Below are 16,449 nucleotides of genomic sequence, written 5' to 3' on the forward strand. Positions count from 1 at the left end.
GCCCGTCAATCCACAGTGGACTGACGGGCCCGGTGGGTGCGCGCGGGGGTCAACCGGGGGTCTCGTCCCAGGTCACGGGGAGCCGGTGGACGCCGTAGTGCAGCATGTCCTCCTTGGTCGGCACCTCGTCCGCGGGAACGGCCAGCCGCAGCGAGCCGAACCGCTCGAACAGCGCGCGGTAGCCGACGCGCAGGGTCAGCCGGGCCAGGTGCTGCCCGAGGCACTGGTGCACCCCGTGCCCGAACGCCACGTGCCCCTGGGTGTTGCGGCCGAGGTCCAGGACGTCGGGATCGGGGAACCGCGCCGGGTCCCGGTTCGCCACCGGCAGCGCCACGACCACGGTCTGGCCCTGCTCGATCGTCTCGCCGCCGATCGTCACGTCCGAGAGCGCCGCCCGGCTCGCCCCGAGGTGCGAGACCGTCAGGTAGCGCAGCAGCTCCTCGACCGCATTGTCCAGCAGCTCGGGTTCCGCACGCAGGCGGGCGAGCTGGTCCGGGTGCTCCAGCAGGGCGAAAACCCCGAGCGCCAGCATGTTCCCGCTGGTGTCGAAGCCCCCGCCAAGCAGCGCCCAGGCGATGTTGATCAGCTCGCCGTCGGTGAGCTCCCCGGCCGCGGCCAGCTCGCCGAGCAGGTCCGGCGTCGCCTTCTCCCGCTTCTCCTGCACGATCTCCGTGAGCAGCCTGCCGAGCTCGACGACCGCCTCGGTCAGTTCTTCGATCGTGTAGGACATCCGGGAGACGACGGCGAGGTGCTCGGCCAGCGGCGCCCGGTGCCGCGGCGGGATGCCCATCAGCTCGCACATCACCCGGATCGGGAACGGTTCGGCGAACGACGCCACCAGGTCCGCCCCCGGGCCCGCGTCGGCGAGCGCGTCGAGGCACTCCTGCGCGACCTGCTCGACCATCGGCGTCAGCTCACGGACCCGCCGCACCGTGAAGTACCCGGCGAGCAGCCGGCGGTACCGCAGGTGCTCCGGGGGGTCCATCGAGATGAACGCACCCGGTTCCGGGGCCGGTGCGCGGTAGACGACCTGCTTGCTGTCGTCGCCGGTCGGGATCGGCGAGGGGATGGACAGCGAGATGAGGTCCTTGCGGTGGCTGAACCGGTCGTCGGCGAGGATGCGCCGCACTTCGTCGAGCCCGGTCGCCACCCAGCCGTCGCGGCCGTCCACGCTCACCGGCATGGCGATCTTCGCGATCGGCCCGGCCTTCGTCAGCGCCGCGTAGCCCTCGGCCGGGTCGAACGGGCAGCGCCGTTCGACGGGCAGTCGCGGGTTCCCGGCCGCGCTGTCGGACATCTCCGTCTCTCCTGTCGTCGTCCCGGCCGTCACGGTGCGACCGGGTGGAGCTCGGCCGCCGGTCGCGGGGAGGTGAGGCGCTGCTCCAGCACGTCGGCCGCCTTCCGCGCGCCGCCCGCGCCACGCACGTGTTCGCGCATGACGGCGACCCGCGCGCGCATCCCGTCGTCCGCCGCGGCGTCGAGCACGGCCGCGCGCAGCCGCTCCGGCGTCACCGACCCGTGGTCCAGCCGCGTGGCGAGCCCGAGCTCGAGCAGCCGGCGCGTGTTGAGGTGCTGTTCGGTGTGGTGCGGGACGACGACCAGCGGCACCCCGAAGTACAGGGACTCCAGCACGCTGCCCATGCCCGCCTGGCACACCACGAGGTCCGCGTGCGGCAGCACCGCCGCGTGCGGGATCCACTGGTGCACCTCGACGTTCGGCGGCGGCGTGCCGACGTCCTCGATCCGCAGCCTGCCGCCGAGGGTCATCACGACGTGCCACGGCAGGCCGGCGAAGGCACGCAGGCAGTCGCGGAAGAACCCGGGCCGGTCGTTCACCGTCGTCCCCAGCGTCACGAGCACGACCCGCTTGCCCTCCGGCGGGCGCCAGTCGTGGTCCACGGCCGGGCCGGTCGGCGGACCGACGAAGGCGTAGCTGTCGTCGAAGGTTTCGGCGGCCGGCTGGAACTGCTTCGGGACGAAGACCAGGTTGAACTCGCGGTCGCCCTGGTACAGCCGGACCAGCGACGCGTCGTCGACGCCGTAGTCCGCCGCGTACCCGGCGATCAGCCGGTCGAACTCGACCAGCCCGGGGTGCGCGGGGTCGAGCGGGCCGATGTCGCTCCCGCCCTCGCCGAGGATCCGCGCGCCGTCGTCGTTGAGCGAGAAGCTTTCGTTCGAGGCGAAGGTCGGGATCAGCTGCACGGACGGCAGCCCGGTCCGCCACGCGGTGAACCGCCCGGGAGCCCACAACGTCGTGTCGTAGGCGAGCAAGTCGGGCGGATCGGCGGCGAAGACGGCGTCGACGCCCGGCGCGACGGCCATGGTCATCGACAGCAGGTTCGCCGGCAGCCAGGCGGCTTCGTCCGCGGTGTGGTACTCCGAGGGCGGTCCCGTCCCCAGTTCCGCGGAGTAGTCGACGGCACGGGCCCCCGTGGCCGCCACGCGTTCGGCGAACGTCGGCGTCGTGAAACAGGTGACGCGGTGCCCCCGCGCGGTCAGCTCGGCGAGCACGGGCAGCACCGGGGTCGTGTGCCCGAACGCCGGGTAGGGCAGGAACGCGAAGTGACGGCGGCTCATCGCGACTTCGCCACCGCTTCGATGGCGTCGGCCGCGGCCGACGTTCCGCCCGCGGCGTGGATCTCGTCACGCACCTTCGCGACCCGCTCCTTCGCCGCGCTGTCGCCGGCGAGCCCGAGCACCGCCGCGCGCAGGGTTTCCGCGTCGGCGTCCGAGGGCATCACCATGCGCCCGAGCCCGAGCTCGACCAGCCGCTCGCCGATCAGCTGCTGCTCCCCGAGCCGGGGCACGACCACCGGCGGCACCCCGAAGTACAGCGCCTCCATGGTGCTGCCCATCCCGGCGTGCGCCAGCAGCGCGTCGGCCCGCCGCAGCACTTCCAGCTGCGGAACCCACGGCACGACGTCGAAGTTCGACGGCAGCGGCCCCAGTTCGGCCGGCTTGACCTGGGTCCCGACCGCCATCACGACGGCCCAGTCCACGTCGCCGAACGCGCGGACGCACTGGCGGTAGAACTCCGCCCGGTTCTCGTAGCCGTGGCTGCCCATCGTGATCAGCAGCAGCGGCCGGTCACCGGCGGGCGGGGTCCAGTCGCCGTCACCGGCACGCCGTCCGTTGCCGAGCGACGGGCCGGTGAACACGAAGCCGTCGCCGAAGGTTTCGGCGCCGAGCTGGAACGACTTCGGCAGGAACACGACGGAGAGGTCCTCCCCGCCCGCGCTGAACTCCTCGACCGAGAGGTCCGCGAACCCGTGTTCGTCCAAAGTGGCGCGGAAGACCTTGCCGAGCTCGGCGAAGGACGGGTGCGTGAAGTCGAGCTGGACGTCGCTCAGCTCCGCCAGCCGCGCGTACGGCGAGTACTCGGCGTTGGCGGCGAACGTGGTGCAGGTCTGCACGCTCGGCAGCGACCACTTCCGCGCCAGGAGCCGGCCCGTGTGGTGGGCGTACTGGTCGAACACGATGAGGTCCGGCACGTCGTCCGCGAGCCGCTCTTCGGCCGCCGGCAGCGGCGCGAAGCCCTCCAGCACCTGCGCGAGCATGGCGTTGGCCGCGTCGTCGCCGGTCGGCTTCTCGGGAATCGCGACGTCTTCCCAGTTTTCGGGGGTCGTCGACGCGTACGTCAGCACGGCCGCGCCGGCGTCGGCCACCGCGCCGGCGTACCGCCGAGGAGCGGCGTAGGTGACGCGGTGGCCGCGGCGGACGAGCTCGGCGACCACCGGCAGCGCCGGGTTGAGGTGCCCGTGCGCCGGGTAGTTGAAGAAGGCGATGTGCTTGTTCTCGGGCATGAGAGCTCCGTTCGCTACCGGGTTTCCCGCGGGGGCCAGTCGATCTGCGGCGAGCGGTAGTAGCCGACACCGGTCAGGTCCCAGTGCGGCCCCTGCGCGGCCAGCCGGTCGCGGAAGGAGTTCCAGTCGTGGGCCGCCGCCGGGGACCAGCCGAGCTCGGCGATCGCGGGCAGCCGGGGGAAGGCGAGGACGTCGACGTCCGGACGTTCGAAGACCAGCTCGGTGAACAGCGGGGCCGAGACGCCGATGACGGACTTCACGTCGATCCCGGGGATGACCGTCTCCGGGTCCCATTCGTAGGCGTCCCGCACCTCGATGAAACCGGCCCAAAACTGCCCGACCGGGTACCCGGGGTTGTCCTCGTCGTACTTCATGTCGAGGTAGGCGTGCTCCGCCGGGGACATGATCAGCTTCGTCCCGTGCCTGCTCGCGTCGGCGATGGCCGGCGAGTCGGCTTCCTCGGGGAACCAGATCTGCGCCGTGGTCCGCGCCGGGTCGGCCGAGCCGGTCAGCTCCTGCCAGCCGATGAGCTTCTTGCCGTACTTCGCCACGATCGCCTGCACCCGCTGCACGTAGGCGCGGTACTGGTCCTTCGGGACGTCCTTCGCCTCGTCGCCGCCGATGTTCAGGTACGGGCCGGGGGTCAGCGCGGCGACCTGGCGGATCACGTCGTCGAGGAACCGGTAGGTGATCTCCTTGCTCAGGCACAGGGTGCTGTACGGGCTGCCGTAGATGTCGGTGAAGACCGGCGGCGCGACACCGTCGCAGTTCAGCTCCGCGTACGACGAGCGCGCGGCGTTCGCGTGCGAGGGCCCTTCGATCTCCGGGATCACGGTCATGAAGTGCGCGTCGGCGTACGCGACGATCGCCCGGTAGTCGTCCTGGGTGAAGTAGCCGCCCCGCTCGCCGCCGACACCGGTCGCCCCGCCCACCGAGGTCAGCCGCGGCCAGCCGTTGATGGCGAGCCGCCAGCCCTGGTCGTCGGTCAGGTGCAGGTGCAGGTAGTTGATCTTGTAGCGGGCGATGTCGTCGATGTACTTCTTCACCTCGGGCACCGTCCAGAAGTGCCGGGCGACGTCCAGCATCGCGCTGCGGTAGGCGTAGCGCGGGTAGTCCGTGACCGACCCGCCCGGCAGCGGCCACGGCCCCGGCTGCACCGAGGTCCGCTCGGCCTTCGCCGGCAGCAGCTGGCGCACGGTCTGCACGCCGTGGTACAGCCCCTCGGCCCGGTTCGCCTTGATCCGGACCGAGTCCGCGCCGATGTCGAGGCGGTAGCCCTCCCCGCCGAGCTGTTCGCCTCCGCCGAGCTGCAGGGCGATCCCCGGCGGCGTCAGCCCCGGCACCGCCGGGACCACCGGCAGCGGGAAGCCGGTGGCCGGCCGCAGCTGGGCCGCGAAGCCGTCGGCGACCTGCCGGGCCCGCGGCAGCCGCGGGTCGTAGGAGAGCACCGACCACGGCCGCAGCTCGAAGGTCACCCCGTTCGCCGGCTGCACGCTCACCGGCGCCGGGACGACCCGGGCCAGCGACGGAACCCCGTCGGCCGCCACGGCCGGCTGCGCCGCCGGCACCACCAGCCCGGCGACCAGGGCCAGCACGAGGAACAGGCCCCGGAACCGCCGTCGGTCGGTCGTGGATTGCACCATGGTCGGACCACCTCATGAACTCTGGGATCAGCAGGCTCCATGGGTATACCGAGCGGGCACCCCGCCCTAGCGGCGCCGCGGATTCCTAGCAGTTTTCTCAGCGCCGTTCCCTCCGGCGCCGCCTGGCCCGGACCAGGAATTCCCTTAGTACTCGGCAGCGCGGGCTTGCCGCCCGCACGCGCAGCCGATTGCCTTGGCCCGCTGCCCCCGCTCGCGCGACGTCGCGCGGCGTCGTCCCCCCACTTTCGCAGGAGGTACCCCCGGATGCCCATTCTCACCTGGGACTACAAGCAGGAGTACGAGAACGAGCGGGACGACATCCTCGACGCCGTCGACACGGTCTTCCGGTCCGGCCAGCTCGTCATGGGCCAGAGCGTCAAGGGCTTCGAAGCCGAGTACGCCGCCTACCACGGCATCGACCACTGTGTCAGCTGTGACAACGGCACGAACGCCATCGTGCTCGCGCTCCGCGCGCTCGGCGTCGGCCGCGGCGATGAGGTCATCACCGTCTCGAACACGGCGGCTCCGACCATCATCGCCATCGACCAAGTCGGCGCGACCCCGGTGTTCGTGGACATCAACCCCGATGACTACCTGATGAACACCGACCTCGTCGAGGCCGCGATCACCGAACGCACCAAGTGCCTGCTGCCCGTGCACCTCTACGGCCAGTGCGTCGACCTCGCGCCGCTGAAGGCGCTGGCGGCGAAGCACGGCCTCGTGCTCCTCGAGGACTGCGCCCAGTCCCACGGCGCCAGGCAGAACGGCGTGCTCGCGGGTACGACCGGCGATGCCGCGGCGTTCTCCTTCTACCCCACCAAGGTGCTCGGTGCCTACGGCGACGGCGGCGCGGTCGTCACGGCGAACGCCGAGACCGCCGCGAACCTGCGCCGGCTGCGGTACTACGGCATGGAGAAGCAGTACTACGTCGTCCAGACGCCCGGCCACAACAGCCGGCTCGACGAGGTGCACGCGGAGATCCTGCGCCGCAAGCTGAAGCGGTTCGACGGCTACCTCGCCGCCCGGCGCCGGGTCGCGCAGCGCTACGCCGAAGGGCTCGGCGACACCGATCTCGTGCTGCCGCGGATCACGCCGGGCAACGACCACGTCTACTACCTCTACGTCGCCCGGCACCCGCAGCGCGAGCAGATCATCGAGCGCATGAGCACCTACGACATCAACATCAGCGTGAGCTACCGCTGGCCCGCCCACACGATGACCGGCTTCGCCCACCTCGGTTACGAGAAGGGTTCGCTGCCGGTGACCGAAGAGCTCGCCGACCAGATCTTCTCGCTGCCGATGTACGCCGGCCTCAGCGAAGACCTCCAGGACAAGGTCATCAGCGCGCTGCGCGAGGTGCTCGCCACCCTCTGACGGAAGGACCCCCGATGCGGGTGCTCTTTGCGACCCTGTCCGAGAAATCGCACGTCTACGCCATGGCCCCGCTCGGCTGGGCCATGGCCGCGGCCGGGCACGAGGTCCGGATGGCGAGCAATCCCGGGATGGCGCCGGTCATCGCGGGCACCGGGCTGACCGCGGTGCCCGTCGGCGTCGACCACCCGATGCACGACATCGTCATGGAGGCGCAGCGGAACGGGATGCTGGAGAAGGACTACGCGGCCTGGACCGAGATCTCCAGCGACGTGCTGGGCTGGGACGAGGTGCTGCTCAAGTCCACCGAGGAGCGGATGGGCCTCGACGTCTACAGCAACTCGATGGTGCACGAGCTCGTGGAGTTCTGCCTGTCCTGGCGGCCGGACCTGGTCGTCTGGGACCCGCTCACCTTCGCCGGCGCCGTCGCGGCGCGGGTCTGCGGGGCCGCGCACGCGCGGCTGCTGTGGGCCGCCGACGTGTACTCGACGACCCGGGCGGCGTTCCTCGACCTGCGGGCGCGGGACCCGGCGCGGGCCGGCATCGACCCGCTCGGCGACTGGCTCGGCGGGTACCTCGACCGCTACGGCCACGAGTTCGACGACGAGATCCTCAATGGACAATGGAGCATCGACCTGCTCCCCGCCCGCATCCAGCTGCCGCTCCCGGTGCCCCGCGTGCCGGTGCGCTACACGCCCTACAACGGGCCGTCGATCGCGCCGGACTGGGTGCTGCGGCCGCCGGAGAAGCCCCGGGTGTGCCTGACCCCCGGGGCTTCCTTCGGCGTGGACTCGAGCTACCTGCCGATCGGGACGGTGCTCGACTCACTGGCCGATCTCGACGTCGAGGTGCTGGCCACGTTCGACCCCGAGGAGCTGCCCGCGGCGGCGGTGCCGGCCAACACCAGGCTCACCGGCTTCGTCCCGCTGCACACCCTGCTGCCCAGCTGCTCGGTCACGGTCAACCACGGCGGCTACGGCTCGTGGATCACCGCGGCCTACTACGGCGTACCCCAGTTCCTGCTCCCCATCCGGTACGGCGACCTGATGCCGGTGGCGCACAACCTCAGCGCGGCCGGGGCCGCGTTGTTCGCAGACGGGGCGACGGCCGACGCGGAGCAGGTCCGGCAGGGCGTGCTCCGGCTGCTGTCGGAGCCGTCCTTCGCCGCCGACGCCGGGGCCCTGCGCGCCGAGATGATGACCACCCCGTCGGCGGCGGAGATCGTGCCGCAGCTGGAGCGCCTGACCATCACCCACCGCTCGAACCGCAGCCTCGTCTGACCCAGCGACGAGAAGAGGGCCGGACGTTCCCGTCCGGCCCTCTGCTGCATGCTCTGCCGCGGCTTGTCGTGAGTGGTAAGGAGGGTTCTAACCCTCCTTACCACTCACGACCGGGTCAGCGGTTCGCCGTGCCCTGGAGGCTGTGCAGGCACGCGACGATGCTGCGGGCCTGGATGTTGACGTAGTGGCTGTGCCGCAGGAGGTCCGTCAGCTGCGGCAGCGACACCCAGCGGTACTCCGGGAACTGCTCCGGCGGGACGTCGATCCCGGTCTCGACCACGACGTACCGGTTCAGCGCGTGGTGGAACCGGCCGCCCTCCTCGGAAAGCAGGTTGTCGTACCGGATCCGCGCGGGCCCCGCGCCGAGGATCTCGCCGAGGAACGGCGGGTGGGCCGCGGCGGGCAGCACCGTGAAGTTCTCCGGGGTGCACTGCACGGTCGGGGCGAGTTCGACCACGTCGACGTACCCCGGCTCGACCCGGGCGTGCATGAGGCAGTGGAGCACCCCGTCGATCCGCTTCACGAGCATGCCGACCACGCCGATCCCGATCGGCTCGATCATCGGCTGGCACCAGCGGCGCACCTCGCGCCCGCCCGCGCGGACGTCGACGCCGATCACGTTGAAGAACTTCCCCGACTCGTGCCGGATCGACGTCCCGTCGCGCTGCCAGCCGGTGACCTCGTTGAGCGGGATGCGGTCGGCGTAGACGTCGTTGCGGGTCCGGGCCTCGGTGATCCAGGCGAGCAGGTCGCGCATCCGTGAGCTGTCCGGCGCGCCGGCGAAGGGCAGACAGGACAGCACGGTCCTGGCGTCCATGTTCACGACGTCTTCCTCGTGCAGCAGCGCGTGCACCTGGCCGAGGCTCAGCCAGCAGAACCCGTCGAGCACCTCGACCTCGGACGACACCTCGATGATCATGTTGCGGTTGCGCTTGTGGTGGAACCACGAGCCCTGCTCGGACTGCCGGACGTCGGCCACCACGCGGCGGTCGCCCGAGCGGTCGCGGAAGTATTCGAGGTAGGGCACCGGCTTGCCGTGGTGGACCCGGGTGTAGTTGCTGCGGGTGGCCTGGACCGTCGGCGACAGCTGCACGCCGTTGCGGTTGCCCGGCTCCACCTTGGCCTGCATGAGGCAGTGCAGGACGCCGTCGAACTCCTTGACCAGGATGCCGAGGATGCCGATCTCGGGCTGGTTGATGATGGGCTGGGTCCAGGACGGCACCGCGGCGTCGGGCATGCGGACGTCGAGGCCTTCGACGGTGAAGAACTTCCCGCTGTCGTGCACGATGTTGCCGGTCACCGGATGGGTGGACCACCCGGTCAGCTCGTCCAGCGGAACCCGTTCGACGGCGGTGTAGTTGCGTTCCGCGCAGGCGGCGAACCACCGGTGGAACTCGTCGAGGCCCAGCACCTTCCCGTCGGCGCACGACACGGACTTCGCGATCCGTTCGGCGATCGCCGGCTCGTCGTCGACAGGCGGAGGTGCGAGCATCGTGGTGGCGTCGGTCATCTGAGCTCCTCGTCGCACCGGCTTCGATGCGGTCAACGTTTTCAGGGCAGCGGAAACAGCGCGCGGCACCGCTCGTAGTCCGGCAGCATCCCGCGGGCGGCGGCCTCGTCGAGGGTCACCGCGGCCGTGTCGCGTTCGGACATGAGCGGCTCGGTGCCCGCCGGGATGGGCAGCCCGATCCGCGGGTCGAGCGGGCTGATCGAGAGCTCCTCGCTCGGCACGTACCGCGTCGAGCACAGGTACGACATCACGGTGTCGTCTTCCAGCGCGACGAACGCGTGGCCGAGCCCCTCCGCGAGGTACAGCGAGCGGAACGACTCCCCGTCCAGCTCCACGGCGTCCCACTCCCCGAACGTCGGCGAGCCGACCCGCAGGTCGACCGCGATATCGAGGGCGCGGCCGCGCGCGCAGAACACGTGCTTGTAGCCGGCCGGGGGCATCGCGGTGAAGTGGATGCCGCGCACGACACCGCGCCGGGAAGTGCTGTGGATCGTCCGCGACAGCTCGAACGGCCGTCCGGTCGCCGCACTGAAGTCCGGCTCCTCGAACGGCGACACGAACGTTCCGCGGTCGTCGGTGTACACGACGGGCGTGAACTCGACGGCGCCGGAAATGGACAGCTGGCGTGCTTTCACGACGCCCGACCCTAGGTCGGCATCCGGGGTGCGGCGGCCATCGCCGTCGAACAATGGGGAATCGACTAGGACTGGCCCGCCGCCGGCCACCGGGCGGGCGCGCATGCCCGACCATGGCAGGTGATCGCAGGCCCAGGCGATCAGTCACGCCCGTTCTCCCGAAACGAGGGTCCGACCACCGATGACCGGTCACATCGCGTTCTTCAGCTTCCCGGCGTACGCCCACATCGCGCCGACTTTGCCGGTCGTGGCGGAACTGGTCGGGCGCGGGCACCGGGTCACCTACGCGGTCGCGGACCGGTTCGCCGGCCAGGTGGCCGCCACCGGGGCGGCCGTCCTGCCCTACGACTCCACGTTTCCCTGGGAGAAGGGGCTTTCCGGCGCCGGGACCCGGGCCGCGATGACCGAAATGGTGACCAGCTTCGTGTCCGAGGCGCTCTCGTCGCTGCCGGCCGCGCTCGACCGGTTCACCGGCGACGTCCCCGACCTGTTCGTACACGACCACGCGGCGTCCGAGACCGCGCGCATCCTCGCCAAGGCCTGGAACCGCCCGGTCGTGCAGACCGTGCCGACGATCGCTTCCAGCGAACGGTTCTCCATGAGCCGGGAGCAGGACAAGCACGCGGCGAGCCGGCCCACCCTGCAGCCGGACGACCCGGCGCTCGTCGAGTTCTTCCTGCGCCAGCAGGAACTGCTCGACCGGTTCGGGCTCGGCGACGTCGACATCGAAGGCTTCGGGGCCGAGCACGGCCCCAACATCGTGTTCGCGCCGCGGGAGTTCCAGCCCTTCGGCGCCGAGTTCGACCCGCGGTTCGCGTTCGTCGGGCCGTGCTTCGGGAAGGACGAGCCGGACACCGGCGGCTGGACGCCGCCGGACGGCCGCCCGGTGGTGCTGGTTTCGCTCGGCACCTCCTACAGCCCCGGCCGCGTCGAGTTCTTCAAGCGGTGCGCGCAGGCGTTCGCCGGCACCCGGTGGCACGTCGTGATGACACTCGGCTCCGCGATCGCCCCGGCCGATCTCGGCCCGCTGCCGGCGAACGTCGAGCCCCGCCAATGGGTTTCGCACCCCGCCGTCCTCCGGCACGCCGGCGTCTTCGTCACGCACGCGGGCATGGGCAGCGTCATGGAGGCGCTCGACGCCGGCGTTCCGATGGTGTGCGTGCCGCAGCAGGTCGACCAGCACGTGATCGCGGGCCAGGTCGCCGCGCTCGGCCTCGGCCGGACCGTCCCCGGGCCCTTGGACGCCGAGGAACTGGTGGAGGCCGTCGACGCCGTGGCGGTCGACGACCGGTGCCGCGCCGCGCTGCGCGCCATGCGCACGCACCTGCGCAACGCGGGCGGAGCCGGCAAGGCCGCCGACGTGCTGGAAGGCTGCCTGGCCGGGGCGACCGCGTGACCCACGACGACGAGAACCGGGTGCGGCACCCGGGAGGAGGCCGGACCCCATGACCGAGTTCGCGATCGAGGTGGACAGGCTCAGCAAGAGCTTCGGCACCGTGCACGCCCTCGACGAAGTGAGCCTGACCGTGCCGAAGGGCAGCGTCTGCGGCCTGCTCGGCCACAACGGCGCGGGCAAGACGACGCTGGTCAACATGCTGAGCACGCTCCTGCTGCCGACCGGCGGCGCGGCCACCGTCGCCGGGTTCGACATCGTCCGCGAGGGCGCGCAGGTCCGCAGGCGCATCGGCCTCACCGGCCAGTTCGCCTCCGTCGACGAGAACCTGACCGGCTTCCACAACCTGGTGCTCATCGCCCGCCTGCTCGGCGCCTCGAAGCGGGACGCGCGGGCGCGGGCCGACGAACTGCTCGAGGTGATGGGCCTGGTCGAGGCCGGGAAGCGGTACGCGAAGACGTACTCGGGCGGCATGCGGCGCCGGCTCGACCTCGCGGCCAGCCTCGTCGGCCGTCCGGAGCTGATCTTCCTCGACGAACCGACGACCGGGCTCGACCCGTCGGCCCGCATCACGATGTGGCAGCTCGTCAAGCGCCTTGTGCGCGAGGGCACCACCGTGCTGCTGACCACCCAGCTGCTCGACGAGGCCGAACAGCTGGCCGACTCGATCACCCTGCTGTCGCAGGGGAAAGTCGTCGTCTCGGGGACCCCCGCCGAACTGAAGGCCAGGGTCGGCACGCGGACGGTGACGATCACGCTGGCCTCGGAGGCGGACGTCCCGGCGGCGACCACGGCCCTGCTGGACGTCGGACTGCCCCCGCAGATCGCCGGCGGCGACACCGGCGAGGACGCCGAGACCGAGCTTTCGGTGCCCGCGGAAAGCCCGGCCGATCTGGCCCGCGTCGTGCGGGCGCTCGACGACGCGGACGTGACCCCACGCCGGCTCGCGCTGGTCGAACCGCGCCTGGACGACGTGTACCTGGCCTTCACCCACACCGCGCCGAACGCGGCCTGATCCCGGGAGCAAGAACGTGACGACGGTGACGACGGGGCAGCGGACGACCGGCGAACTCGCGCCGCCGGGAGTCGATGTCAGCACCTGGCACGGTGCCGGTTTCCCCACGCAGGTGGCACTGCTGACCGGACGGCTGCTGCGGCAGCAGGCGCAGCACCCGCTGTCGGCGCTGCTCGGCCTGCTGCAGCCGATGGTGATCCTCTTCCTGTTCACCCAGGTGTTCGCGAAGGTCGTCGCCGGCACCGGCCAGCTGACCGGCGGGATCAGCTACCTGGACTTCCTGATGCCGGCGATCGTGGTCATCGGGGCGTTCACCACCGCGGTCAACTCCGGCGCGGGCATGGTCGAGGAGGTCAAGAACGGCGTGATGGCCCGGCTGCGGTCGCTGCCCATCACCTCGGCGTCGGTGGTGATCGCCCGCAGTCTCGCCGACGCGGTGCGCAACGCCGTCCAGCTGGGCGTGATGCTCGTCGTCGCGGTGCTCGTGTTCGGCTTCCGGCCGGCCGGGGGCGTGCTCGGCACGCTCGGGTGCTGGCTGGTGGCCGTCCTGATCGGCTGGTCGCTGAGCTGGGTGTTCATGGCGCTGGCGACCTGGATCCGGGACGCCGAGCTGACCCAGGTCGCCGGGGCGACCATCATGCTGCCGCTGATGTTCGCCTCGTCGGCCTACGTCCCCATCGACAGCATGACCGAGTGGATGGGCGCGGTGGCGCGGGTCAACCCGCTCACCTTCGCCGTCGACACCTCGCGCTCGCTGGCCCTCGGGCTGCCGCTGGAGAGCGGCCCGCTGTGGGCCCTGCTCGTCTCGATCGCCGGCGTCGTGCTCGCGATCGTCATGGCCCTGCGTGGTTTCCGGCGGCGGGCGGCGTGACCCGGTCGTTCCGCTTCGGTGTCGTCCTGATCTCCGAGGGCTGCTCGCGCGCGGAATGGGTCGCGAAGAGCCGCCGCGCGGAGGACCTGGGCTACGACGTCATCGCCGCCCCCGACCACCTCAACCTCACCTCGCCGTTCCCGTCGGTGGTGCTGACCGCGGAGAACACGACCCGGCCGCGGGTCGGCACGTACGTGCTCAACGCCGCCTTCCACAACCACACGCTGCTGGCGCGGGACCTCGCGACGCTCGACCAGTTCACCGACGGACGCCTCGAGATCGGTCTCGGCACCGGCTACGTCGAGTGGGAGTTCACCGCCGTCGGCGTGCCGTTCGGCGCGCCGGGCACCCGCGTCGAACGGCTCGTGTCGGCCGTGACGGAGATCGAGCGGACCTTCGACGATCCCGCCAGTCCCAAGACGGTGCAGCGGCCACGGCCGCCCCTGCTCCTCGCCGGCCACGGCGACCGGGTGCTGCGCCTGGCCGCGCGCCACGCGGAGGTGGTCGGCCTGACCGGCGCGAAGTTCGATCCCGCCCACGGGCGGATGACCATCGCCACGGCCGCACAGATGGACGAGCGCGTCGCCTACGTGCGCGCGTGCGCCGGCGACCGGGCCGGCGAAGTCGAGCTCAACCTGCTGTCCAAGGCGACCCTGCTGACCACCGACCGCGGCTCGGCGATCGAGCGGCTCCGGCGGTTCGGGCCCGACCTCCCCGAGGACGAGCTCCTCGGCGCACCGACGGTCCTGGCGGGCACGCCCGCGGACATCGCGGCGAAGCTGCACGAGATCCGCGATCGCTACGGGATCTCCCACACCACCGTCATGGAGAACTCCATGGAGAACTTCGGCAAGGTCATCGAAGCCGTCCGCTGAACGCAAAACGCCGGTGGGGTGATCGCTGCTGCGATCACCCCACCGGCGCGTGCGCGTTCTGTCCGCGCTGGCAACGGGTTTGCGGCGGCCGGGCCCTGGTGGTCCCGGGCCGGGCCGCCGCAGCGGGGAAGAACCGTGCTTCAGACGGTGTGGACGTCCGGCACGTAGAGGATCCACTTGCCGCCGTTGCGGCGGAACTCCTGCTCCTTGGCGAGGATCTCGTCGGCGTGGTTCCACGCGAACAGCAGCGCGTAGTCGGGGTAGGGGTCGCGGAAGGCCTCCGGGCCGCGGACCGGGATGTGGCTGCCCGGGGTGACCCGGTTCTGCTTCTGCGGCGTGATGTCGCAGACGAACTCGACGAGGTCCGGGCCGAGCCCGCACAGGTTCGCCACGGTCGCGCTCTTGGCGGTGGCGCCGTAGGCGACCACCCGCTTGCCCTCGTCGCGCAGCTTGGTCAGCAGGGTGACGAGGTCGTCCTTGATGGCCGTGACGCGCAGGCCGAACTCCTCCAGGGTGGACAGCTGCGCGAGGCCCCGCGCGTCCTCCTCGGCCAGCAGCTCCTCGACGGCGGGCTTCGGCTCGCGGGCGCCCTGCCGGGCGATCGTGTACCGGACTTCGCCGCCGTGCACGCCGAAGTGTTCGACGTCGACGAGCTCCAGGCCGAACCGGCGCGCCATGTTGCGCACCGCCCGCGCGGTGAAGAGATAGAAGTGCTCGTCGTAGATCTGGTCGAACGACGCGCGCTCGACGATGTCGCCGAGGTAGGGGTCCTCGAACACGAAGATGCCGTTCGGCTTCAGCAGCGCGGCCACGCCGCGGAAGATGGAGTCGAGGTACGGGATGTGGCAGATCGTGTTCGCCGCGAAGATGACGTCGGCGTTGCCTTCGGCCGCGACGACGGCCAGCGCTTCCGACTCCTCGAAGAAGGCGGTGCGCGTGCGGATCCCCTTGCTGCGCGCGCGTTCGGTGACCGCGCCGGAGGGGTCGACGCCGAGGTGCTTGACGCCGGCGTCGGCGATCGCCTTGAGCATCACGCCGTCGTTGCTGCCGATCTCGACGATGAACGGGTCCGGCCCGGTCAGTTCGGTGTCGAGGAAGTCCCGCGCGGTGTGCTCGAAGTGCTTGCGCATCACCTCCGAACCGGAGGAGTAGTACGGGTAGTCCTCGTGGAACATCTTGTCCCGGGGGACTTCCTCCATCAGCTGGACCATCGTGCAGGCACCGCACATGCCGACGGCGAGCCGGTAGAAGAACTCTCCTTCGAGCTTGTCGGGCTCGAGGAAGGCATCAGACAGAGGCTGGCGACCGAAGTCGTAGACTTCGGTGAGGGCGCCGCCGCAGGTACGACATTCAGGCATGTCATCAACGTAAAGCCCGCTGTTCCGGCGTTCAACGTCTTCTAAGGATGCCCCTAGGTGTCCTTGGCGGCGAGGCCGGTGCGGGGGTGCCGGAGTGAAGATGGAGACGACTTTCTTCCGTCGGCAGGAACATCTCCGTGACTCATTAACCACACCCGCGCTCACTCTGGTACTGTCACTTCCCTAGGTAACACCGGTCGGGAAATTCGGGGAAGGTTCCATGGCAAACCTGGAGAGTTGGCAACTGATTGCGGGAGTCGGCGGCGGCATCGTGCTGGCCCTGATTTTCCTGTGGGCGCTCGCGGGCTCCGTCGGCGCGGTTTCGGTCACGAAGAAGTCGCGCAAGTCCTCGGCCGCGAACAAGGGCCTCGCCCGCGGCTACGCGCTGCTGGCGCTCGGCCTCGCCGCGTTCCTCGAGGCCAAGGTGCTGTTCAAGGACGGGGAGACCACCCAGTTCACCCTCTTCGCCATCGGCGGCCTGCTGCTGATCATCGCCATCGTGGTGATCATCGGCGCCGAGCGCAAGCAAAAGAAAGGGGTCTGAACACCCACACCCGGGTTAACCACGGCAGAACTTTCCTGAGGGCCGCGTGACGTTTCGTCCGCGGCCCTCAGTCATGTCTCGACGCATTCTTCCGCGCCTCGGGTTTTATGGCGCGCTCGAATTGCGCGGTCCCGTCCCGAACCCCGGAACT

The 16,449-nt window shown here is 70.8% G+C and carries 14 protein-coding genes; 7 read left to right on the plus strand and 7 right to left on the minus strand.

Going from position 1 to position 16,449, the window contains the following annotated elements; translation table 11 throughout:
* Positions 1-49: 49 nt before the first annotated feature.
* From ACFPLC_RS05375 to ACFPLC_RS05390, 4 genes are read right to left on the minus strand one after another with little or no spacing between them, the layout of a single operon-like run.
* Positions 50-1,297: a cytochrome P450 gene (locus ACFPLC_RS05375; protein ID WP_378188799.1), complete on the minus strand. Its 1,248-nt coding sequence runs from the start codon at positions 1,295-1,297 to the stop codon at positions 50-52.
* Positions 1,298-1,326: 29 nt separating this feature from the next.
* Complete coding sequence (locus tag ACFPLC_RS05380; protein ID WP_378188801.1) at positions 1,327-2,577, minus strand: macrolide family glycosyltransferase; 1,251 nt, start codon at positions 2,575-2,577, stop codon at positions 1,327-1,329.
* Complete coding sequence (locus ACFPLC_RS05385; RefSeq protein WP_378188802.1) at positions 2,574-3,803, minus strand: macrolide family glycosyltransferase; 1,230 nt, start codon at positions 3,801-3,803, stop codon at positions 2,574-2,576. The genes ACFPLC_RS05380 and ACFPLC_RS05385 overlap by 4 nt, the downstream gene beginning before the upstream one ends.
* A gap of 14 nt (positions 3,804-3,817) precedes the next feature.
* Positions 3,818-5,446, minus strand: coding sequence for a family 20 glycosylhydrolase (locus ACFPLC_RS05390; RefSeq protein WP_378188803.1), 1,629 nt, complete (start codon positions 5,444-5,446; stop codon positions 3,818-3,820).
* 264 nt (positions 5,447-5,710) lie between these two features.
* Between ACFPLC_RS05390 and ACFPLC_RS05395 the strand changes: the two genes are divergently transcribed.
* Positions 5,711-6,820, plus strand: a complete 1,110-nt coding sequence (locus ACFPLC_RS05395) for a DegT/DnrJ/EryC1/StrS family aminotransferase (protein WP_378188804.1) — start codon at positions 5,711-5,713, stop codon at positions 6,818-6,820.
* A gap of 14 nt (positions 6,821-6,834) precedes the next feature.
* Entirely contained in the window at positions 6,835-8,097 is a 1,263-nt protein-coding gene (locus ACFPLC_RS05400) for an activator-dependent family glycosyltransferase (protein WP_378188806.1), read from the plus strand.
* 115 nt (positions 8,098-8,212) lie between these two features.
* On the opposite strand, the gene ACFPLC_RS05405 is transcribed toward ACFPLC_RS05400, so the two are convergent.
* Positions 8,213-9,607, minus strand: a complete 1,395-nt coding sequence (locus ACFPLC_RS05405; RefSeq protein WP_378188808.1) for an NDP-hexose 2,3-dehydratase family protein — start codon at positions 9,605-9,607, stop codon at positions 8,213-8,215.
* A 41-nt stretch (positions 9,608-9,648) separates the two neighbouring features.
* On the minus strand, positions 9,649-10,242 hold the full coding sequence (locus ACFPLC_RS05410; protein ID WP_378188809.1) for a dTDP-4-dehydrorhamnose 3,5-epimerase family protein: 594 nt from the start codon (positions 10,240-10,242) through the stop codon (positions 9,649-9,651).
* A 181-nt stretch (positions 10,243-10,423) separates the two neighbouring features.
* On the opposite strand from ACFPLC_RS05410, the gene ACFPLC_RS05415 reads away from it, so the two are divergent.
* From ACFPLC_RS05415 to ACFPLC_RS05430, 4 genes are read left to right on the plus strand one after another with little or no spacing between them, the layout of a single operon-like run.
* A complete protein-coding gene (locus ACFPLC_RS05415) occupies positions 10,424-11,638 on the plus strand; it encodes a macrolide family glycosyltransferase (RefSeq protein ID WP_378188810.1) in 1,215 nt (404 codons plus the stop codon).
* Between the two features lie 49 nt (positions 11,639-11,687).
* On the plus strand, positions 11,688-12,650 hold the full coding sequence (locus tag ACFPLC_RS05420) for an ATP-binding cassette domain-containing protein (protein WP_378188811.1): 963 nt from the start codon (positions 11,688-11,690) through the stop codon (positions 12,648-12,650).
* A gap of 16 nt (positions 12,651-12,666) precedes the next feature.
* On the plus strand, positions 12,667-13,521 hold the full coding sequence (locus ACFPLC_RS05425; RefSeq protein ID WP_229902843.1) for an ABC transporter permease: 855 nt from the start codon (positions 12,667-12,669) through the stop codon (positions 13,519-13,521).
* Complete coding sequence (locus tag ACFPLC_RS05430; protein ID WP_378188812.1) at positions 13,518-14,396, plus strand: TIGR03621 family F420-dependent LLM class oxidoreductase; 879 nt, start codon at positions 13,518-13,520, stop codon at positions 14,394-14,396. The genes ACFPLC_RS05425 and ACFPLC_RS05430 overlap by 4 nt, the downstream gene beginning before the upstream one ends.
* 140 nt (positions 14,397-14,536) lie before the next feature.
* Here ACFPLC_RS05430 and ACFPLC_RS05435 read toward each other — a convergent pair whose 3' ends face one another.
* Positions 14,537-15,754 (minus strand): methyltransferase domain-containing protein, encoded by a 1,218-nt coding sequence (locus tag ACFPLC_RS05435; protein WP_378188813.1) that lies wholly within the window; start codon positions 15,752-15,754, stop codon positions 14,537-14,539.
* Positions 15,755-16,025: 271 nt separating this feature from the next.
* Between ACFPLC_RS05435 and ACFPLC_RS05440 the strand changes: the two genes are divergently transcribed.
* The gene (locus ACFPLC_RS05440) at positions 16,026-16,298 is read left to right on the plus strand and encodes a hypothetical protein (RefSeq protein WP_378235714.1); all 273 of its coding nucleotides are present in this window, start codon (positions 16,026-16,028) and stop codon (positions 16,296-16,298) included.
* Positions 16,299-16,449: the final 151 nt, after the last annotated feature.

This window comes from Amycolatopsis plumensis, from assembly GCF_042652605.1.
Classification (GTDB): Bacteria; Actinomycetota; Actinomycetes; order Mycobacteriales; family Pseudonocardiaceae; genus Amycolatopsis; species Amycolatopsis plumensis.